Annotated in this window: 14 protein-coding genes; 8 read left to right on the top strand and 6 right to left on the bottom strand. The window is 54.4% G+C overall.

What is annotated here, in order from left to right; translation table 11 throughout:
• Nucleotides 1-10: 10 nt before the first annotated feature.
• Both HKD28_RS11000 and HKD28_RS10995 read right to left on the bottom strand, forming a co-directional pair.
• A complete protein-coding gene (locus HKD28_RS11000; protein ID WP_328750283.1) occupies nucleotides 11-1,210 on the bottom strand; it encodes a DUF2075 domain-containing protein in 1,200 nt (399 codons plus the stop codon).
• Nucleotides 1,211-1,215: 5 nt separating this feature from the next.
• Nucleotides 1,216-1,695, bottom strand: a complete 480-nt coding sequence (locus HKD28_RS10995) for a YbaK/EbsC family protein (protein ID WP_194268160.1) — start codon at nucleotides 1,693-1,695, stop codon at nucleotides 1,216-1,218.
• A gap of 327 nt (nucleotides 1,696-2,022) precedes the next feature.
• On the opposite strand from HKD28_RS10995, the gene HKD28_RS10990 reads away from it, so the two are divergent.
• Nucleotides 2,023-2,811: a triose-phosphate isomerase gene (locus HKD28_RS10990; protein WP_407925768.1), complete on the top strand. Its 789-nt coding sequence runs from the start codon at nucleotides 2,023-2,025 to the stop codon at nucleotides 2,809-2,811.
• Complete coding sequence (locus tag HKD28_RS10985; protein WP_235993425.1) at nucleotides 2,808-3,629, top strand: DeoR/GlpR family DNA-binding transcription regulator; 822 nt, start codon at nucleotides 2,808-2,810, stop codon at nucleotides 3,627-3,629. Before HKD28_RS10990 ends, HKD28_RS10985 begins: the two co-directional genes overlap by 4 nt.
• On the opposite strand, the gene HKD28_RS10980 is transcribed toward HKD28_RS10985, so the two are convergent.
• Together HKD28_RS10980 and HKD28_RS10975 are read right to left on the bottom strand one after the other, a co-directional pair.
• Nucleotides 3,616-4,650, bottom strand: a complete 1,035-nt coding sequence (locus HKD28_RS10980) for an alpha-E domain-containing protein (RefSeq protein WP_235993424.1) — start codon at nucleotides 4,648-4,650, stop codon at nucleotides 3,616-3,618. The two genes, HKD28_RS10985 and HKD28_RS10980, sit on opposite strands and share 14 nt — an antisense overlap.
• Nucleotides 4,647-6,158: a circularly permuted type 2 ATP-grasp protein gene (locus tag HKD28_RS10975; protein ID WP_194268159.1), complete on the bottom strand. Its 1,512-nt coding sequence runs from the start codon at nucleotides 6,156-6,158 to the stop codon at nucleotides 4,647-4,649. The genes HKD28_RS10980 and HKD28_RS10975 overlap by 4 nt, the downstream gene beginning before the upstream one ends.
• Nucleotides 6,159-6,457: 299 nt before the next feature.
• Between HKD28_RS10975 and HKD28_RS10970 the strand changes: the two genes are divergently transcribed.
• Both HKD28_RS10970 and HKD28_RS10965 read left to right on the top strand, forming a co-directional pair.
• Entirely contained in the window at nucleotides 6,458-7,336 is an 879-nt protein-coding gene (locus HKD28_RS10970; protein WP_194268158.1) for a transglutaminase family protein, read from the top strand.
• Nucleotides 7,323-8,399 (top strand): zinc-binding metallopeptidase family protein, encoded by a 1,077-nt coding sequence (locus HKD28_RS10965; protein WP_194268157.1) that lies wholly within the window; start codon nucleotides 7,323-7,325, stop codon nucleotides 8,397-8,399. Before HKD28_RS10970 ends, HKD28_RS10965 begins: the two co-directional genes overlap by 14 nt.
• Nucleotides 8,400-8,463: 64 nt before the next feature.
• Here the strand turns inward: HKD28_RS10965 and HKD28_RS10960 are convergent, their stop codons facing one another.
• On the bottom strand, nucleotides 8,464-9,756 hold the full coding sequence (locus tag HKD28_RS10960) for an NAD(P)/FAD-dependent oxidoreductase (protein ID WP_194262536.1): 1,293 nt from the start codon (nucleotides 9,754-9,756) through the stop codon (nucleotides 8,464-8,466).
• A gap of 389 nt (nucleotides 9,757-10,145) precedes the next feature.
• Here HKD28_RS10960 and HKD28_RS10955 point away from each other — a divergent pair, with 389 nt between their 5' ends.
• The gene (locus HKD28_RS10955) at nucleotides 10,146-13,079 is read left to right on the top strand and encodes an outer membrane beta-barrel protein (RefSeq protein WP_328750279.1); all 2,934 of its coding nucleotides are present in this window, start codon (nucleotides 10,146-10,148) and stop codon (nucleotides 13,077-13,079) included.
• Between the two features lie 50 nt (nucleotides 13,080-13,129).
• On the opposite strand, the gene pgm is transcribed toward HKD28_RS10955, so the two are convergent.
• On the bottom strand, nucleotides 13,130-14,776 hold the full coding sequence (pgm, locus tag HKD28_RS10950; protein WP_194268155.1) for a phosphoglucomutase (alpha-D-glucose-1,6-bisphosphate-dependent): 1,647 nt from the start codon (nucleotides 14,774-14,776) through the stop codon (nucleotides 13,130-13,132).
• Nucleotides 14,777-15,205: 429 nt separating this feature from the next.
• Here pgm and HKD28_RS10945 point away from each other — a divergent pair, with 429 nt between their 5' ends.
• From HKD28_RS10945 to HKD28_RS10935, 3 genes are all read left to right on the top strand, one after another.
• Entirely contained in the window at nucleotides 15,206-17,830 is a 2,625-nt protein-coding gene (locus HKD28_RS10945; RefSeq protein WP_194268154.1) for a plasma-membrane proton-efflux P-type ATPase, read from the top strand.
• A gap of 28 nt (nucleotides 17,831-17,858) precedes the next feature.
• On the top strand, nucleotides 17,859-18,695 hold the full coding sequence (locus HKD28_RS10940) for a polyphosphate kinase 2 family protein (RefSeq protein ID WP_194268153.1): 837 nt from the start codon (nucleotides 17,859-17,861) through the stop codon (nucleotides 18,693-18,695).
• 67 nt (nucleotides 18,696-18,762) lie between these two features.
• Nucleotides 18,763-20,016, top strand: a complete 1,254-nt coding sequence (locus HKD28_RS10935) for an ArsB/NhaD family transporter (RefSeq protein ID WP_194268152.1) — start codon at nucleotides 18,763-18,765, stop codon at nucleotides 20,014-20,016.
• Nucleotides 20,017-20,103: the final 87 nt, after the last annotated feature.

The raw sequence follows: 20,103 nt of genomic DNA, 5'->3' as shown, positions 1-20,103 counted from the left end.
GTGCAGAAGATCAGCGTTCCAGCAGGCGCGCGCGCAGGGCAGGGTCGTGGGCATACAGGAACAGCCCATGAATCCCGCGCGTAAGGATGACGTTCAGGGCATTAAGAATAACGCGCTTTTTTGCCTCGTCGGGCGCGGCGATTCCATCCCGCCCCTGAAAGGCTGCGCTGTCTTCATATCTTTCCGGCCTGACGCCGATCCGGTCATGTTCTGCATCGTAAAACAGGGACGGCCCGAGAATGACCCCCGCATAATTCAGGTCGAACCCCTGAATCGTATAGACTGACCCGACCTCGTCGATCGTATCCGGGCGTTCGGCCCAGGGGAGTTTTTCGCTTGGCAGGGAACGGTCCCATCGTAAATGGAAGTCGCCCTCGGTGATGAAATGGTCTTCACCATTGAGCGTATAGGGATAATCATAGGTCGAAAGCAGACGGCAAAGGCCGTATTTCGCGTTGCAAACACGCAGGTCGGCATAGAGCTTTGCGCAGTCGTCATAGACCCGCAGATCGAAGCGCGGATCTTTGGGCAGGGGTAGGATCTTGCCCTGCCCCAAAGCGTCGATCCACGAACATGTGGCGGTACTGGCCGCGACACGGAACTGGGTTTTGAGATGGAAAGTCTCTGAAGGGCGATCTTTGCGGAAGCTCTCGAGAAGATCACTGGACCAGTGGCTCTTGAACTTCAGAACCTGCAACGGATCAAACACGATCACTACGATCCGCGCCCAGCGGAGGATTTCTTCCAGATGGTTCTGCTGGGAGAAATGATTGTACCGGTCTGGACGGGTCAGCAGCAGATGCGCCTCGTCCACCAGCACGATATCCGCGCGTTGTCCGGTCTTTGCGGATTTATTGATGAAGGTCGTGGGGCGTTCGTAGTCGCTCTTACGCAGATTGGGCATGGTGGTCGCGATATTGCGATAGAGCTTGAGCATCTCCGGATGGTTGACGATCAGCATGTTTCGCAGACCTTTCAGTGGGTCGGCGGGTGAACCATTCCGCGCCCGGGTCTGGAGTGTGTTGAAGATTGCGTTCAGGACGACGCTTTTTCCTGTGCCCGCCGCGCCTTCAATAATGAAAAGGGCGCTGTCGTCCTGTCGGTGGCATTCGCAGAATGAAAGCACGCGCTGTAACAGATCCATCTGCGGCCCGGACAGTGCGCGCTTTGGGGAGAGCTTGCCTGTGGCGGCATTCCCGGAAACGCTCACGACATTCAGTCCGTCGCGATATCGGCGACTTTGGCATCCGTGGCCCGCTGAGCATCGGCGGGTGTTATCCGCACGACCAGCCCCTGACCACCCGCATTGATATAAACATGCGCGCGCGGCATCGCGTCCTGTGATAGGACAACCGGGATTGGGGTTTTCGATCCGAACGGGCTTGTGCCGCCAGACTCGAAGCCTGTCAGATCATGCGCCTTTTCAGGGCTCATCATGCGGGCATTCCGCCCGTCGAACAAAGCTGCCACCTTCTTCAGATTCATGCGCTGATGCGCGGGGGCGACGACACAAACGGCCTGTTTCTTGTCCACTTCGACAACCAGCGTTTTGAGCACGTCTTCCGGCGCCACGCCGATTGCTTCTGCCGCCTGCATCCCGATCAGACCGCCATTGGGGGCATACTCATAATCATGAACGCTGAAAGGAATGTTCCGGGCCGTCAGAAAGGCGGTTGCGGCTGTTTCTCGGGTCATGTGCGTGCTCCGTCTCCAGAAGCAGGCCGTCATACGCCGAATGGCTGAAATCCAGCGAAAATCAGCGGGGATCGCCCTGTCCAGGACCTGCAATATCGTGTTGTCTGTATGGGCGTGCAGGGGCCGGTTGGCAACATAAGAGACGTCGGAAAGGTACTGATCACTTTAATTCGGGACTGTCGCTGAGTTGCGTGATGTATCGTTATTCATGAGACGCATGACATTTTCTCTGTTACTGTTTAACGCTAAAGAAAATGCTGTCCGGTCCAAGGTCGGGAGAATCGTCGTGACGATCCAACAAGTCGGAAAGCTGTCGGGAGAGGTATCGTGAATCAGAAAAGCATCTGGGTCGGGACGAACTGGAAAATGAACAAGGGGTCGGCCGAAGCCATCGCGGATGCCCGCGCCCTGGCGTTTTTTCGTCCCCCGGAGGGCGTCCGGTGTTTTCTGGCCCCACCCGCCACGTCGCTGCGGGATGTGGGAGCGGTCCTTCAGGACAGCCCCCTGATGGTCGGCGCGCAGAATATGTACTGGGAGGACAATGGGGCGTGGACGGGTGAGATTTCCGCCCCCATGATCGCCGAATGCGGCGCGTCCATTGTCGTGCTGGGGCATTCGGAGCGTCGGCAGCATTTTGGGGAAACGGACTGGACGGTCAACCTGAAGGTCCGTGCAGCGCTTCGGCATGGCCTGCGCCCTCTGATCTGCATTGGTGATACGCTCGACGAATATGAGTTCGGTGTTTCGCAGGAGACACTGGCGCGGCAGACAAAAATTGCGCTGCATGGGGTTTCACAGGAAGACCTTGAACGGGTTCTGGTGGTCTATGAGCCCGTCTGGGCTATCGGATCGGCAGGCCGTCCTGCTGAACCGGCTTTCGTCTCCCAGATCCATACGACGCTGCGTGGTGTCGTGCAGGAGATCGCGGGGCAGGGCAGTTCCGTGCGGATTCCGCTGCTTTATGGCGGTAGCGTTTCGCGCGGCAATATCCGCGACTATGTGGCCCTGCCGGACGTGGATGGCGTGCTGATCGGCCGGGCAGGCTGGGATCCAGCGGATTTCATGGATCTGGTCGAGAGCGTGCGTGATGTGGTCTCTCCGAAGGTTCCTGCATGATGAATGCCCTGCTTACGGAAGGGCAGGCACTGTCTGGCCGCCGACGCGGGATCCTTGATTATGTCACCGAACATGGCGTGGTGCCGGTCGCTGACCTGCTGAAACGCTTCTCGCTTAGTCGGGCTTCGATCAACCGGGATCTTCTGGTGCTCTGTGCGCAGGGGTTGGTACGGCGGATCGGAACGGACATCACGACGCTTCCGAACATCGGCGCATCGGCAAGTGTGATGTATCGCAGGGTGCAGGCCGTTGCTGAAAAACGGGCGATTGCGACCTTGGCTGCCTCCATGGTGAGCCAAGGCGACACCGTGGCGCTGGATGATTCCACAACCGCAGGGGCGATGGCCGACAGACTGTGCGAAATCGCCCAGTTGACGGTCGTGACGAACAGTCTGGGCGTCGTCAGCCGTCTGGGGTCTTGCGAAACGGTCGGGCTGATCGGTCTGGGAGGACGTTATAGCCCGACGTTCGATGCCTTCGTGGGAAGGATCTGCGAGCAGGCTGTGATGTCCATGCGGATCAACATGGCATTCGTGTCGGCGGCCGCAATATCCGGTGTGACGGCCTATCATCAGGTTGAGGCCATCATTCAGGCCAAGCGGGCCCTGATGGGCGTGGCGGATTGCCGCGTTCTTCTGGCAGACAGCCGGAAATTCGATACTGTGGCCATGAACCGGCTGGCGCTCCTGTCCGAATTCGACGTCGTGATTACGGATGACGGGATCGATCCTGCCTGCGCCGGGCAGCTTCTGGACGCGGGCATATCGCTGAGGATCGCCAATGTCCCGCGCCCCGCTCCCGGACTTACTGCGAACTGACAGCCGTCTGTCGCGTCATGACCGGAGCGATTGGCCAGAACGTGACGGAAACTTTCGCCTGCAAGGCTCCAAGTTCGTCCTGAATATAAGTCATGTATTCGTGCAGTCCGCGGGAAATGATGTCCTCTGCCGTCTGGTCTTCGAGCGTGGCCCTCAGATTGATGATGCGTTCCTGTAAAGGCCCGCACTGGTGGCGGAGGTTGTAGTGTGTGGACAGGGCGTTGAGCGTGTTCTCCACCTGCCGCAGATTGAGCATCAGGGAGCGCGGAAATCCTTCGTTTTTAAGCAGAAATCCCACGACATTGGCCGGTGTGGTCGTCACGGGTTGAAGTCGGCGAAAGGCATGGTAGGCCGCAGCCGACCGCAGGACGGACCCCCATTGCGTCAGGTCCATCTGCGACCCAGAGATTTCGCCACCCGGAAGCAGTGTATGGTAGCGGATATCGATCAGACGGGTGATCTGGTCGGAACGCTCCAGATATTTCCCTAGCAGATAGAACAGCCACGCCTGATCGCGGTACAGAGTGCCTTCGGTAACGCCGAAATGCGTCTGGCAGTCCTGTTTGATACGGTTGCACAGCCCGGACAGACCATTGCGGCGAATGTCGGGCGTGGACAGTTCCATCATGCTTTGGGTGAAAATATTGAGCTGCATCCACATTTCGGTGGAGATCAGCGGACGGGCCGAACGGGCATTTTCCCGAACCATATGCGCCATGGCGCGGATGGATGTCGGGTTCGTGCTTTCCGTGATGTAGAAGGCGAGGATATTTTCTTCCGTCGCGGGCAACGCATAAAGGGCGGCGTAGCGCTCTTCATCAGAATTGATCTGAAGAATGGAATCCCATCCCGGACTACCATCGGGATTGCGGACGAAGGCTTCCGTTACTTCCAGAATACGGGCGAGATTTTCGATCCGCTCCATATAACGTGCGAGCCACATCATGCTCTCGCCATAGCGCGACAGCAGCGTGTTGAGATTGGCGAGCATGGCGGGAAAGCGTGTGCCGGTCTGTGTCATCGGGCCATCACCCAGGTGTCTTTCGAGCCGCCGCCCTGTGAGGAATTGACGACCAGCGAGCCTTTGCGAAGGGCCACGCGGGACAGGCCACCGGGGAGGACCCATGTATTTTTTCCGGTCAGGGCGAAAGGTCGCAGGTCCACATGCCGGGCTTCCACACCGCTGGGACAAAGCGTGGGAGAGACCGAGAGGTCGATGACCGGCTGGCTGATATAATTGGAAGGATCTTCGAGCAGCTTTGCGCGGAATTCGTCCAGTTCAGTCTGGGTGGCCTGCGAGCCTATCAACAGGCCGTAGCCACCGGACTCGCCGACGGGTTTGACGACCAGCTTGTCCATATTGGCCAGCGTATAGGCCAGCCCCTCCGGCTCGGCGCAGATATGGGTCTGGACGCTGTCGAGGATCGGGTCTTCGCCAAGATAATAGCGGATGAGGCGGGGCATATAGGCGTATACGGCCTTGTCGTCCGCAACGCCCGTTCCCAGAGCGTTCGCCAGCGTGACGTTACCCCGGCGATAGGCTTCCACGAGGCCGGGTACGCCGAGCATGCTGTCCGGATTGAAAGCCAGAGGGTCCAGATATTCGTCGTTGAGGCGGCGATAGATGGCATGAACGGGTCGCAACCCCGCAACGGTCCGCATGTAAACGCGATGGTTCTCGACGATCAGGTCCTGGCCTTCGACAAGAGGCACGCCCATCTCGCGCGCCAGAAAAACGTGCTCGAAATAGGCGGAATTATAGATGCCGGGCGAGAACAGCACGACCTGCGGATCGGTCACACCCTCGGGCGCGACCTCGCACAGGGTCTGATGCAGCTTGAGGCCGTATTCCTCAACCGAACGCAGAGGCATTCCTGAAGCAAGGTCAGGCATCAGGCGCAGCATCATGTGCCGGTTCTCGATGACGTAGGAGACGCCCGACGGCGTGCGCGCATTGTCTTCAAGCACCATGAAGCGGCCGCTGCTGTCGCGGATCAGGTCGGTCCCGTTGATATGGACATAGACGTCACCGGGGACGCGGACGCCGACCATGGCCTCGCAGTAATTGGGGTTGCCGAGGACCAAACTGGCGGGGATGATGCCGTCCCGCAGAACATGACGCTCATGATAGATGTCCCGCAGGAACAGGTTGAGCGTTTTGACGCGCTGCTGCACGCCGCGGTCGATATGATCCCATTCCGGGGCAGTGAGAACGCGCGGGATCATGTCGAAGGGGAGAATGCGGTCGATCGCTTCGCGGTCGGAGTAGACGGTGAATGTGATGCCCAATCGATAGAGCTGCGTCTCGGCCGTGCTGGTGCGATGACGCAGTTCCGAAAGATCAAAACCGGCCAGACGGTCTCGCACGGTCCTGAGTGCGGGGGGGATGTCATCCGTCCGGCGCATGAGTTCGCAGAAAAAATCCGGTGTGTCATAGGCGGCGAAAATACCTGCCGCGGCCTTTGCCGGAGCCAGTGCGGAAAGGCTGGTCGCGGAGGGATCGGGAGACTGTAAAACCGGCTTGTTCATTCTCTGCCTCACACCCTGTTTTCCCCGACCCCGTTTGCTGAAGGAAAGCCCGATCAGCCGTGCCGCTTCGTTACGATATTTTATTAACGGAGCAAGATTTCGACGCTTTGCCAAGCGTGAAATTTGGCGTTTGGACAGATCGGGGAAAGTCTGGCGGAAATTGTTGCGGTTCCCGACAAGACTGATAGGGTAATGGTTTGAACGGCCATCAGACCCGGTGGTTGCTGGAGCGGGATGGCCCGAAAATCCTGTGTCTGGAATGCATTTCTGAAACTGATTGTCCTCAGGGCCTGCCGAGCATGAATTCCCGCGTCGTACTGCGTCACCATACCCGATACCAGTATGACCGACCTGTCTTTCTGGGCCGTCAGACCGTGCGTCTGTGTCCGGTGCCGCGTGTGGCCTCTGTCATCCGGAATTATGCGCTCGACATATCGCCGGATACTGCGGATGTGCTTTGGCGGCACGATGCGTACGGCAACCGTGTGGCGGAAGTCCGGGTTCAGGAGCGCGTTACGGCGTTTGATGTTTCGGTCAGTATGGAGGTGGATCTGGGTAGCCAGCCGGGTGAGGCAGGAGAAGCAGAAACACCGGTCTGTGCCGCCTACAGGGATGTCGATACGGCTGGGGCGCAGGTGTCCCGCTTTGTCGAAGCCTGGCGGGTTGCGGGGGAACAGAAGGTTCCGTCCGTGGTGGCGGATCTCAACCGGGCTGTGGCGGAGCGTCTGACCTATCAGCGCAGATTTGAACCGGGCGTGTGGACGCCTGAAGAGACGTTGCAACGAGAAAGCGGCTCATGTCGTGACAGCGCCTGGCTTCTGGTAACGATCCTGCGGCATCTTGGGTTTTCGGCACGGTTTGTATCCGGCTACCTGATCCAGCCGGATGACGTCACTGGCCTGAGCTGTGACCTGCATGCCTGGGCTGAAGCGTGGATTCCGGAAGGTGGTTGGGTTGGTTTTGATACGACGTCCGGTCTGATGGTGGCGCAGCATCACATTCCGCTGGCGGTCGCCGGGCGTCCCGAGGAAACCGCGCCCATTTCAGGACTGCTGGACCGGTGCAAGGCCACGTTTGAAGTCACGATGCGTGCGACACCGCTTCCCGTCGGGAACATTGCTCCGGAACTGGCCATGATCGGGGAAGGCGGTGTAATGCATTCCCATGAAGCTCTTTGAGTGCCAGTCCTGCGGACAGATTCTCTTTTTTGAAAACACGGTTTGCGAGCACTGCCGCCACCCCGTCGGGTACCTGCCGGAACAGTCTCTGCTGACTGCGCTGGACCCGGCTGGGGAGCGGCTGTGGCACCCGCTTGAGCCCTCGGCCCGGCACGAGAGTCTGCGCTACTGCTCCAATCATGATCATGACGTCTGCAACTGGCTGACCGAACCTGACCCGCAGAGTGACAGATCGTTCTGCTTTGCCTGTCGCTTCAACCGTACGATTCCGAGCCTTGATATTCCCGGAAATCTGGAGCGCTGGCGCAAGATCGAGGTGGCCAAGCACCGGCTTTTCTACACGCTTCTGCGACTCAGACTGCCCATTCGGGATCGACGTCAGGACCCGGAGAACGGGCTGGTGTTCGACTTCCTCGACGATGCGTTGGACGGATCGGCCCCCGTCATGACGGGGCATTCCAACGGCGTCATTACCATCGCCATGCGCGAAGCCGACGATGCAACGCGGGAGCGGATGCGTGTCGAGATGGGAGAATATTACCGCACGCTTCTCGGGCATTTTCGGCACGAAATCGGGCATTATTACTGGAACCTGCTGGTGCGCGACGCCGGGCGCCTGGAGGAGTGCCGAGCCGTTTTCGGTGATGATCGTGCGGATTATCAACAGGCACTTCAGGTCTATTACGACAGCCCCCCGCCACCCAAATGGCAGGACAATCATGTCAGCGTCTATGCGACATCCCATCCTTGGGAGGATTTTGCAGAAACCTGGGCGCACTATCTGCACATCGTCTCAACGCTCGAAACCGCTTGTGCTTTCGGTGTAAGCGTCAATCCGCGTCTTGAGGGGATCGGCCATGCTTCCGGGCGAACACTCGAAGATCCGTATACGCAGGCATCTTTCGAAGACATCATGCAGGCTTGGTTGCCCCTGACCTACGCCGTGAACAGTCTGAACCGCTCCATGGGGCTGGCGGATTTCTATCCGTTTGTGCTGACGGCAGGTGTCATGCACAAACTCGCTTTCATTCATCGCCTGATCCGCGAAAGTCAGAGCGCCTGAATTCAGGGAAAACTCTACGGAACGTTTGCATACGTCATGATGTAACGAGGCTTGCGACGCCCTGTCAGTCCAGTCGGACGGAAGGACGCACAAAGGTTTCCACCCAGTCCGAGTAACAGGACATCAGACCGCGATAATAGCCAAAGAGTTCCATCTGATGCTGGCGATACAGCATCAGATGCGCCAGCCGCGCCGAAAAACCATGCGAGATTCCTCCGCCCCAGACGGTGCCCCCCGGGAGGGCGGCCCAGCCATTGTATTTTCCGAGCGCCACAATCGCGCCTTTGTTATGGAAGACGCAGCCCGGGACTTTCCGGCCATGTTCGATCCATGCGGGAAGATATCGGGCCAGATGTTTGGCCTGTTGCCCCGCGACCTGAGCCGTGGCGGGCAGGGGATCGTCCTGAATGAAAGAGCAGTCCCCCAGCGCGAAAATACGTTCATCGTCAATGGAAGAGAGGTTCGGATTGACGAGAATCTGGCCTGTCCGGTTGATCGTCAGTCCGCCATAGGCAGTAGTAACTTCGGGGGCTTTGACACCTGCCGCCCAGACACGCAGCTTGGCGGGAACGTAAGATCCATCTTTCAGAATGAAGCCATGGGCGTCCGCTCCCGCAACGCGGGCATTGGTCTGAACGGTCACGCCGATATGTTCGAGTTCCTTTTGGGCAGCCGCAGAAACGGATTCCGGAAAGGCGGGGAGGATACGCGGGCCTGACTGAAGAAGCGTGACATGCAGCTTGGGCGGTGCCTTACCGAAAGCGTGCAGATTATACGGGCCTACGATTTCCAGCGCCTTGTGCAGCTCTGCGGCAAGTTGAACACCCGTCGCACCGCCGCCGACAATCGCGATGTCCAGTTCGGACGTGTTGGCGAATGCGCGAAGCAGTTCCATACGGAATTTCTCGTTGAAAGCATTAGCCTCCACGAGGTTGTCGATGGACATGCAATATTCTTTAACGCCGGGTGTGCCGAAATCATTGGCGCAACTGCCGATCGCAATGACGATCGTGTCGTATTTCATACGGCGGCTTTCCAGAACGACGGTGCCGTCTGCTTCCAGAAGCGGGCTGAGGATCACTTCCCGGTTTTCGCGGTCAATGGACGCAACTTCGCCCGGCCAGAATTCGAAATGATGACCGCTGGCCTGTGAGATGAAATTTACTTTATCATTCTCGTTGCTGAGCGTGCCCGAGGCAAAGCAGTGCAACATTGGCTTCCAAACATGGGAAAAGCTCTTGTCGATCAGCGTGATGCGCGCTTTTCCGGGCTTCCCCATCGATTTTCCGAGGCGCGTTGCGAGAGACAGGCCGGCGACACCACCTCCGACAATCAGGATTTCAGGTCGAGACAGCATCGGTTTTCAGGACTCCGTTGAGGGGACGGGCATCAGAAAAAGATACACGGGAGAAAGCTGTTTACGCCTCGCCACGGCAGTAAACAGTGAGGTTCGGAAGAGACTATTATGAGCGTTCCGGATATGACGAAAATCATATTCAGGTGACTGTAATAAAGTTCGGTGAGTTCTTTCCTGTTTCGTAAAAACTCAAATAAGCGTGATAAATTTTTACAAAATATACTGAAAATATTTTTTTAGATGTTGTTTCCCTCCGATAAGAAAAGAGGTGTTTTCAGTAGTCTAAAACCAGAAAATATCGTGATCTGAGTTAAAATTGATAGAAAATGTCATTATAAAACGTTAAATGAAACAAAACATTAACAAGAGAAATAATCAGAAACCAGTAAATGTCCCGCGCAGCGAGAGCAGATCTCTGTCTTTTCCAGTCCAGGGTTTTACGAATGTCTTTCTCAAGTCGGTCTTTCGCGTTGGCGCTTTCAGCGTCCGTTCCATGTCTTGTGCCTGTTTTTGCTTTTGCCCAAGATTCCCAGAACGTTTTTTCTCTTCCTGCGCAGTCTCTCACATCTGCTTTGACGGCTTTCAGTCAACAGACCGGGGTTCATGTCGCGTTTGATGCCAATGCGGCAAACAGTCTGCGTTCTGCTCCCCTTTATGGGAAAATGGATAATCTGAAGGCACTTCGCAGGCTTCTTGGTAAGAATGCCTTCAAAATTGACGCATCAAATCCCAAAAACATCACGCTGCATGCGAGACCTGCCAGAAAATCCACCGGCACTGAAGCTGATATGGTGGACAACCTGACAGTAAGGGGAAGCCGTCACGAATTGCGGACCAAGCGTAATTTTGCGGGTGTCGTTGATTCGATCACTTATGATGACACGTCCAATCTGGGTGGAGCGACGTCCATGGCCCAGCTGCTGACGCAGCTTCCGGGGGTCACGGGGATCCGTAATGGCGACGAACCCCGTTATATCAGCGTGCGTGGTGTGTCGTCGGATCTTAACCAGACGACACTGGACGGTATGACGCTCGCAAGTATCAGTGACGGCGGTAGCATCCGCCGGCGCGTCAATATGCAGAACATACCGGCCGAAATGACCGGTGAGGACGATATTTACAAGACTTTTACAGCCGAACAGGATGGGGGTGCCATCGGTGCGGTCATTAACATGAACCCCCGCAGCGCCTTCGACCATGATGGACTTTATAAATATATCAATGCTTACGGCATTTACGGCACCGAAAAAGGATCGGCAGGCGCCAACAGGATCCCCGGCATGTCGCCACATCTGGGGCAGGGTGCCAAGGCTGTTTTCTCTGACCGGTTCGGTGCACACAAGGAATTCGGCATCATGACCTCGTTCCGGTACCAGAGGCGGACCCGGAACACGACCAAGAAGTGGCAGGAAGACAGCTACAATTATTATAATGCCAAGGGCAAAATTCTAAGTCCGAATGATCCGAGTACGCCGGGGTGGAATGGCATGACCGCTCCTCGCTATGTCGATGGCGGGAGCTATTCCAACGATTTGAACTCTCTGGGTGGGGCCGCGCGTCTTGAATGGCATCCTGAAAATAGCGGATTTAATGCATCCGTTATGGGATATTCCTACGAAAGATGGGAAAATTCCTTCATGGAGCACAACGAATACCTGCTCGACGATACAGCGATCTGGAACCAGACCCCCACGTCCGGCCGTGAATACATCTATCGCGCCCGGACGATCGGCCGGAAAGATAACTGGCGGATGAATACCAATGGTGTTCTGGGGAATTTGAGCTGGCACGACAATATTTCGACGCTGAAATTGCGCGCTGGCTATACATGGGAAGACTATTACAATCACGAGCCCTATGTGACTGCGAGAGTCTACCCTAAAGAAAATGCAAAAGGCGCTGTTTACGCCGATTATACTATAAACAAAGATAATGTCGCCAATCTTGTCGATATTATCGATATGAACAAACTCCTCAACAGCGGTTATGCTTTCCAGACAGTTCAGCAGGAATACGACCGTGACCATGAAGGGGTTACGAACGTCCGCTTGGATTACACGCGTAATTTGAATCCGGATTTTCACGGGTTTGGATTTGCAAGCGGTTTTGAATGGCGCAGTCTGAACGCCACCAATTCGTCAGATCAGCTTTGGTACAAGCCGGGCGGAAATGCGGCATCCAGCATGTTCATCCCGAATATGCAGAACCCGAACGGGCCATTCTTCGATCTGACGAATTTCCCGTGGGACAAGCAGACCCCTGATCCCGCCAAATCCAAAAATTACACGGAACTGGCATATTTCCGTTATCAGGAACAACTCTTTGATGGGTATGTTTCGCTGCATTATAAGTGGCGGAAGTCACAGATTATCGCCGGTGTCCGTGCTGACTCGGTGAACTTCAATGCGTTTATTCCAGACACCGACAGTTTATCGAATCCGACAGGGAAAATCGAGAAAAACCGGGGCGGTTATATCAACCCCCTTCCTTCCGTGACATTTGTGCATGAATTTCCCAAAAATCTGATACTGCATGCCGTCTACAGCCAGTCGGTAGGTCGCCCTCAGCCGACGGACCTCGCGCAGGCTGCACAATATAGCTGTGGTGACTCCCAGAATACGCAACCCGGAGACATTAACTGTTCGCTGTCACGAGGCAATCCTAATCTGATGCCGCGTAAGGCTCAGAATTTCGATATTTCTCTTGATAAATTCTTCAATCGCGGAAAAGGCGTCTTTAGCGTCGCTTATTTCGACAAGATGATCACGCATGACATCTATACCACCCGATCAACCGAATTGATCAATGATGAACTGACTTATGTCACGCAGCCGCGCAACGCCAATAATTCATCACTGATGGGGGTCGAGGTTTCTGTGGTTGATCGCAGCATTCAAGGCCCATGGAGGCAGTCCTTTGACATCAATGCCAGTGGAACCTGGATGCGCGGTCGGATGACCTATCAAGGTGTCAACGTCTCATACAAGCTGAAGCAGCTGACCGAGCAGCCCTCCTATGTCTTTAACGGGAGCGTGACATGGCACATCCCGCAGATCCGCGGTGCAGTCAAAGCAGCCTTTTCATATTCTGCGAAATATCTTGAAGGTCTCAATGACGACCCGACCCAGATGTATGGTTACGGCTCCCAACCCAGTCTGGATCTTGGAGCCTGGAACGATATTACCGATAATCTTCGCCTGAAATACGAAGTCTATAATCTGGCGGGTTCGCATACGCGGATGTATTACGGAGAGCACCTCAATCGGCTGGAAGCGAAAGAAGATTACGGCCGCAGTATTTATTTTGAACTGGTTTATAACTGACGTTCTAGTTTTCCGATTGCCCCCGGAGTACGCTCCGGGGGCAATACGGTTCAGGCAGCGAAGACTTTTGAAATGGCGTCCTGTGCTTCCTGCTGAATGGCGCGCAGGTGTTCCGGGCTGACAAAGCTTTCCGCGTAGATCTTGTAAACATCCTCCGTGCCGGACGGACGTGCGGCGAACCAGCCGTTCTCGGTGACGACTTTCAGGCCACCAATCGGCGCGTCATTACCCGGTGCGCGGGTCAGTTTGCTGATGATTTTGTCACCGGCGAGCGTTTCCAGCGGGAACTGTTCTGGCGTGAGTTTGCTGAGCTTTGCTTTCTGTTCCGGGTTTGCCGCTGCGTCAATGCGCTCGTAATAGGGTGTGCCAAGACGGGCGATGATTTCATGATAATGGGCGCTGGGGTTCTTGCCGGTCTTGGCTGTAATTTCAGCCGCCAGAAGGCCCAGAATGAGACCGTCTTTGTCCGTGGTCCAGACGGAGCCGTCGCGCCGCAGGAACGTGGCGCCTGCGCTTTCTTCACCGCCAAAACCCAGCGATCCATCCATCAGACCGGGCACAAACCACTTCAGGCCGACCGGCACTTCCACCAGTTTGCGTCCCATTTCGGCTGCCACGCGGTCGATCAAGCCACTGCTGACGAGCGTCTTGCCCACGCCAAGTTCCGGGCTCCAGTCCGGGCGGTTCTGGAACAGATAGGAAATCGCCACGGCAAGATAATGATTGGGGTTCATCAGGCCATCGGGCATGGCGACGATGCCGTGGCGGTCCGCATCCGTATCATTAGCGAAGGCCACGTCGAAGCGGTCTCCCATTTCGATCAGACGTGCCATGGCGTAGGGGGAGGAGCAGTCCATGCGGATCTGCCCGTCCCAGTCGGCAGTCATGAAAGAGAAGGTCGGGTCCACTACGTCGCTGACGACGGTGGCGTTCAGGCCATAGCGGTCGATGATGGGCTTCCAGTACGCGACGGCTGCGCCGCCCAGTGGGTCGATGCCGATTTTCACGCCAGCGTCCCGAATGGCCTTCATGTCGATGACGGAATCCAGATCGTTCACATAAGGCGTGATGAAATCGTAGCCTTTAATGCAGGCTTCCTGCCGCGCCTGTTCATAGGGCAGGCGTTTGACGTCTTTCAGGTCGTTGGCGAGGAAGTCGTTAGCCATGTCCTGAATGGCTTTGGTGATGGATGTATCGGCCGGACCGCCGTTGGTCGGGTTATACTTGAACCCGCCATCTGCCGGAGGATTATGCGACGGCGTGATGACCACACCATCGGCAAGGCCCGTGGTGCGGCCCTTGTTGTAGGTCAGGATGGCATGGGAAATGACAGGCGTCGGCGTATAGCCGCCATGTTCGTCGATCCGCACGTCAATGCCATGAGCCGCGAACACTTCGATAGCGGATTTCTGTGCTGGACCAGAGAGCGCGTGGCTGTCCATGCCAATAAAGAGCGGCCCATCAATTCCTTCGGCCTTGCGATGGCGGCAGATGGCCTCGCAGATGGCGAGGATGTGGTTTTCGTTGAAACTGGTATGGAGCGAGGAACCGCGATGGCCCGATGTTCCGAAAGACACCCGCTGCGTGGAGACCGCAGGATCGGGTTTGCGATCATAATAGGCTGCGATCAGGGCGGGAATGTCGGTGAGTTGGGAAGAAGAAAGTGTTTTTCCGGCCAGGGGACTGAGATGGGACATTGCTTCAGAGTTCCTTGCATCCACGTTGAGATATTGCCGTCTGTTGACGGCCATAACGCATGAACGCCCTATGCGGGCGCGTCGTTCAGGCAGGAGAACGTGTATCTGGATCGATGTCCAGAGAGATGCGTCAGTTCTATGAAGATTGAACGTCAATGGCTTATGGAAGCCCAAGTGCGGAAATGTCCTCATCTCAGTTCAGAGAAATTCTAAAAATTTATCATTTCTTAAATAATTCAAATCAATCTGCTCCAGAAATATCGACATGATTATTTTTAGAAATACTTATAAAATAAAAGTTCCATAGCGATAAAAATTTATTTTTATCATTGCAATAAATTTTCCTGCATTTTAACGAATGATTCTCCTTCATATAAAATATGTTTTGATTATTTCAGAGTAAATTCATTTATATTTTTGGAGTTTGTTATGTCATCTCCTCCTTTGGAAACTGCAGATTCTTCTCCCTCTACAAAGCCCCCGCAGGCACAAATTAAAAATCAGACTGGCAGTTCAACGACCCTGGATGCGGCAGCAATTGCAGCGAAACTCTCAGAGCTGAAAACATCTTCTAAAGGCCTGACATCATTAGAAGCTAAAGACCGTCTCGCCAAAGATGGCCCAAATGCCATTCAGGCGCATGAAGAAAGTCGCTGGAAAAAGCTATTGGGCTATTTCTGGGGACCAATTCCCTGGATGATCGAGATTGCAGCAGTTATTTCGTTTCTGCGTGCAGATTGGCCAGATTTTTTTGTTATCGCGGGCTTGCTCCTTTATAACGCAGCCATCGGCTTCTGGCAGGATAATAAAGCAGCCAATGCGCTGGCCGCCCTCAAAAAAGGTCTGGCTCTCAAGGCCTCTGTATGCCGCGACGGTGTGTGGGCCTCCATCGATGCAACTGAGCTTGTGCCGGGGGATGTTGTAACGGTTGCTGCGGGAGAAATCGTTCCTGCCGACCTGCTGCTCATTGATGGAAAATATCTGTCTGTTGATCAGGCCGCTTTGACGGGCGAGTCTTTGCCGGTTTCAAAGAAAATTGGTGATGGAGCCTATTCCGGGTCGATTGCGCGCCAGGGCTCCATGATCGGTGTGGCTGTTGCAACAGGGAATAATACTTTTTTTGGCCGTACCGCAAAGCTGGTCGCGTCCGCTGGAAGCAAGTCACATGCAGAGCAGGCTGTTCTGCGGATTGGAGACTTTCTGATCATTCTTGCGGCAGCGCTCGCCGTCGTGCTGGTCGGAGCGCAACTCTGGCACGATCTGGCTTATCATGGTGTCTGGCATTGGAGCGAAGCCGGCGGGATCGCACAGTTTGTGCTGGTTCTTCTTGTCGCCTCTGTACCAGTGGCCATGCCGGCGGTGATGTCTGTAACGATGGCGCTCGGAGCACTGGCACTTTCGCGACAGAAAGCCATCGTGTCACGTCTGTCAGCCATTGAAGAACTGGCAGGTGTTGACGTGCTGTGCTCGGACAAGACCGGAACACTCACTCAAAACAAGCTGACACTGCAAGCTCCGATCCCATTTGGAACCGCCAAAGCAGACGATCTCGTTATTGCCGCCGCTTTGGCGACCCAGAAAGAAAGCACGGACGCCATTGATCTTGCTGTTCTCAAGGCGCTTCCTGACAATAATCCGCTGGGCTCTTACAAGCCTGTGGATTTTATTCCGTTCGATCCTGTCAATAAGAAGACCGTCGGCATTGTGCAGGACGCTGCCGGGCATAAAATCCGATATGCCAAGGGCGCCCCACAGGTTATCGCGACACTGTGCGGAATGAAAGAAGAGCCGACTGGCGCGAATGATAACACTCCGACGGCCGAATATTTCGGTAAAGTTTCCGAACTGGCCAGTCATGGCACCAGATCTCTGGGTGTGGCGGTTTCTCAGGATGATGGGGCGACCTGGACCTTGCTGGGGCTTCTGCCCATGCTGGATCCGCCGCGCCCGGATGCGGCAGCAACGATCGCACAGGCGAAAAAGCTTGGGTTGTCCGTAAAAATGGTGACAGGCGACGACGTCGCGATCGGCTCTGAAATCGCCCATCAGTTGGGACTGGGCGAGCATCTGCTCAAGGCGAGCGACATCTTCTCAGCAGATATGAATCCAAACAAAATTCCGGTTGATGCGGCACGCGCCGTTGAAGTCGCTGATGGATTTGGGCGCGTCTTTCCCGAGCATAAGTTTGAAATTGTCAAAGCCTTACAGGAACTGGGCCATATCGTCGCCATGACAGGTGACGGCGTTAACGACGCTCCTGCTCTCAAACAGGCTGATTGCGGGGTCGCTGTCAGCGGGGCAACAGATGCAGCCCGTTCTGCAGCGGCCTTGGTCCTGACGGCTCCGGGACTATCAACAATCGTGAATGCGATCGTGGAAGCGCGAGCGATCTTCGAGCGTATCACGTCATATATTTATTATCGTATCGCAATGACGACCGATATCATGTTCCTTGTCGTCGCCGCATATCTCGTTTTCGGTTTCCAGCCTCTGACCGCGATCATGATCGTCGTTCTGGCGCTGCTGGACGATATTCCGATCATGACAATCGCTTACGACAACGTCGTGACGTCGCCCGAACCGGTGCGGTGGAACATGCACCGTATTATTTCGTTCTCTTCCATCATGGGTATTGCGTCTCTGGCCGAAAGCTTTGGGCTTCTCCTTCTCGGCGTCGGCTGGATGCATACGCCTTGGCTGATGGACATTGTTCCGCTTACAACCGCTCATCTTCAGACCATGATTTTCCTGCAACTTGCTGCTGGCGGCCACCTGCTTCTGTTCGTTGTGCGCACCCGCAATACGATCTTTCGGCCACCGTATCCCAGCCGTCCGCTCTTTCTTGCAGTTGTTGGAACGCAGATTGTGGCCGTGCTGCTGTGCGTCTTCGGCATTCTCGTTCCAGCACTACCCTGGATCATGATTGGTGTTGTTTGGGCTTATGCCTTGATATGGATGGTGATTATCGACGCCATCAAGATTGTTTCCAATTCTCAGATAAAGCGTCGTGAAAAGAATAGTCTGAAACTGGTTCAGCCTATTGCTCACAGCTAATTTTTGATTTCAAAAAAGGATTATTGTTATGGATTTGCGTCGTAAATTAATTGTTAAGCCGAAAACTGCAGTGCGACTTAAGGATGTCAACGCATCTTATCACGCGCATTACAAAACAGAGCATGACGCCGATAAGGATATTGAAGAACATCAGGCACTTGTCAGTGCGTATCAGCAAAAATTATACGCTGAAAAGAAACATGCTCTTTTGATTGTTCTTCAGGGCATTGATGCTGCCGGAAAAGACGGAACCTGCTGGCACGTCATGAAAGCGATGAACCCTCAGGGAACATCCGTGCATGGTTTTAAACAGCCAACAGAAGAAGAAAAGCTTCACGACTTTCTATGGCGCGTTCATCCCCATACACCTGCTCGCGGACAGGTCAGTGTCTTTAACAGATCGCATTACGAAGATGTTCTTGTGACGAGAGTACATGATCTGGTTCCCAAAAAAATCTGGTCAAATCGATACGATCTTATCAATGATTTTGAAAAAATGCTGGTTGCGAACAATGTGACCATCCTGAAGTTCTTCCTATATATTACGCCGGAAGAGCAGCTGGAACGCTTTCGTCAACGCCTGGACGATCCGGTCCGGCAGTGGAAAATCAGCGATGCTGATTATAAGGAACGGGAATACTGGGATAAGTATACTGCCGCCTATCAGGACATGATGGAAAAATGTTCTACAAAACATGCACCTTGGTACATTATTCCGTCGAATAACAAATGGTTCAGGAACCTGGCTGTATCCAATATCATCTGGAAAACCCTTCAGGATATGGACCTGCGTTTTCCTGAACCGACCGTTGATATTGAGGAAATCAGAAAAGAATATCATCAGGCAAAAAAAGAAAACATTTAATCGGCTGCTCAGGAGTGGTCTTCAAAATTGAGTTTTGATGTTTCCGATGTCTGGGCTGGTATAGTTTATGAATATAACACTTTTTATTTTTCTGATGGTTTATCTGGCGATGGGGCTGGGCAAGTTGCCCGGCTTCAAAGTCGATCGTACGGGCGCGGCCATGATTGGTGCCATGGCGATGATGGCCGTTGGCAGCATCGGGGCCAAGGCTGCATGGGTGGCAGTCGACTATCGAACGATCGGAATGCTGTTCGGCCTGATGGTCGTTTCGGGCGCATTTGCTGAATCAGGTTTTTATGAATGGGCGGCACGCAAAGTTGCAACGCTTTCTGTTGGCCCCGTAGCACTTCTGGCCGTTTTCGTTGCTGTGTCTGGGGGCCTCTCTGCACTGCTGACAAATGATGTCGTGGTCGTCGCCATGACGCCTCTTCTGGTATCCGTTACCCTGGCGCGTGGTCTTAATCCGGTTCCGTTTCTGCTGGCTTTCTGCTTTGCAGCCAACACCGGATCGGCCGGGACTTTAATTGGAAGCCCCCAGAACATGATTGCGGCCCAGGAGTTGGGGATTTCATTTACAGGCTTCTTATCCGTAGCTGGAATACCGGCCTTGTTATCCCTTCCAATTGTATGGGGCATTGTTGCCTGGATGTATCGGGGCAAATGGACTTTAGATCATGCAAGGGTTTCGGAAGGGGAAGATACGGACAAAATAACCCCAAATTCCTTGAATATCCCTGAAACCTGTAAGGCAATTTTTATCACCATTGCTGTCATTATTGCATTTGTTCTGGATGCTTGGCCAAAAGAACTGGTGGCACTGACAGCCGCCGCAATTCTATTGTTGAATCGAAAAATATCATCAAGCGATGTTTTGCGGCGAGTGGATGCAAATCTTTTATTGCTGATATCGGGCCTGTTCATCGTGAATGCGGCCCTGTCGAAGACAGGTTTGCCTCAAAATATTTTGCATGATCTTCATAGGTATGGAATTGATTTAAACAATCCTTTGTCCCTGTTCTTAACAAGTGCGACCTTGAGCAACATTATCGGGAATAATCCGACTGTTATGTTGCTGGTCCCATTTTTAAGTCCGGGTACAAATGTCAATGCTATAGGGGCAGCCCTGGCGCTGGGAACAGGGTTCTTTAGTAACCTGATAATTTTCGGTAGTCTTGCTGGTATTATCGTTGTCGAACAGGCAGCTCGTTGCGGTGTAAAAATTTCTTTCGCAACTTTTTCGCGTGTCGGAGCACCCATCTCTGTGGCCTGTATGCTCATGGCGGCCGGTTGGATTTTATTTCTTACAAATCATTGGACATAGGTGACTATCGATCGCGTGTGATGAGCAGTTTAAGGTCTTTTCCAAGACTGAAGCAGATTTTTACCTCAGATCAACACTGTCTGAATC

The sequence above is a fragment of the Gluconobacter cadivus genome, assembly GCF_015244745.1.
In the GTDB taxonomy this organism is placed as follows: Bacteria; Pseudomonadota; Alphaproteobacteria; order Acetobacterales; family Acetobacteraceae; genus Gluconobacter; species Gluconobacter cadivus.
Note: the sequence above shows the minus strand (reverse complement) of the source record. Positions and strands in the feature narration are given on the sequence as shown.

What these genes read in the sequence shown, in the direction of transcription:
- HKD28_RS10945 (WP_194268154.1), top strand. Translation starts at nt 15,206, where the DNA reads ATGTCATCTCCTCCTTTGGAAACTGCAGATTCTTCTCCCTCTACAAAG.
- HKD28_RS10975 (WP_194268159.1), bottom strand. Translation starts at nt 6,158, where the DNA reads ATGAACAAGCCGGTTTTACAGTCTCCCGATCCCTCCGCGACCAGCCTT.
- HKD28_RS10960 (WP_194262536.1), bottom strand. Translation starts at nt 9,756, where the DNA reads ATGCTGTCTCGACCTGAAATCCTGATTGTCGGAGGTGGTGTCGCCGGC.
- pgm (WP_194268155.1), bottom strand. Translation starts at nt 14,776, where the DNA reads ATGTCCCATCTCAGTCCCCTGGCCGGAAAAACACTTTCTTCTTCCCAA.
- HKD28_RS10935 (WP_194268152.1), top strand. Translation starts at nt 18,763, where the DNA reads ATGAATATAACACTTTTTATTTTTCTGATGGTTTATCTGGCGATGGGG.
- HKD28_RS10965 (WP_194268157.1), top strand. Translation starts at nt 7,323, where the DNA reads ATGAAGCTCTTTGAGTGCCAGTCCTGCGGACAGATTCTCTTTTTTGAA.
- HKD28_RS10940 (WP_194268153.1), top strand. Translation starts at nt 17,859, where the DNA reads ATGGATTTGCGTCGTAAATTAATTGTTAAGCCGAAAACTGCAGTGCGA.
- HKD28_RS10985 (WP_235993425.1), top strand. Translation starts at nt 2,808, where the DNA reads ATGATGAATGCCCTGCTTACGGAAGGGCAGGCACTGTCTGGCCGCCGA.
- HKD28_RS10970 (WP_194268158.1), top strand. Translation starts at nt 6,458, where the DNA reads ATGAATTCCCGCGTCGTACTGCGTCACCATACCCGATACCAGTATGAC.
- HKD28_RS10995 (WP_194268160.1), bottom strand. Translation starts at nt 1,695, where the DNA reads ATGACCCGAGAAACAGCCGCAACCGCCTTTCTGACGGCCCGGAACATT.
- HKD28_RS10980 (WP_235993424.1), bottom strand. Translation starts at nt 4,650, where the DNA reads ATGACACAGACCGGCACACGCTTTCCCGCCATGCTCGCCAATCTCAAC.
- HKD28_RS10955 (WP_328750279.1), top strand. Translation starts at nt 10,146, where the DNA reads ATGTCCCGCGCAGCGAGAGCAGATCTCTGTCTTTTCCAGTCCAGGGTT.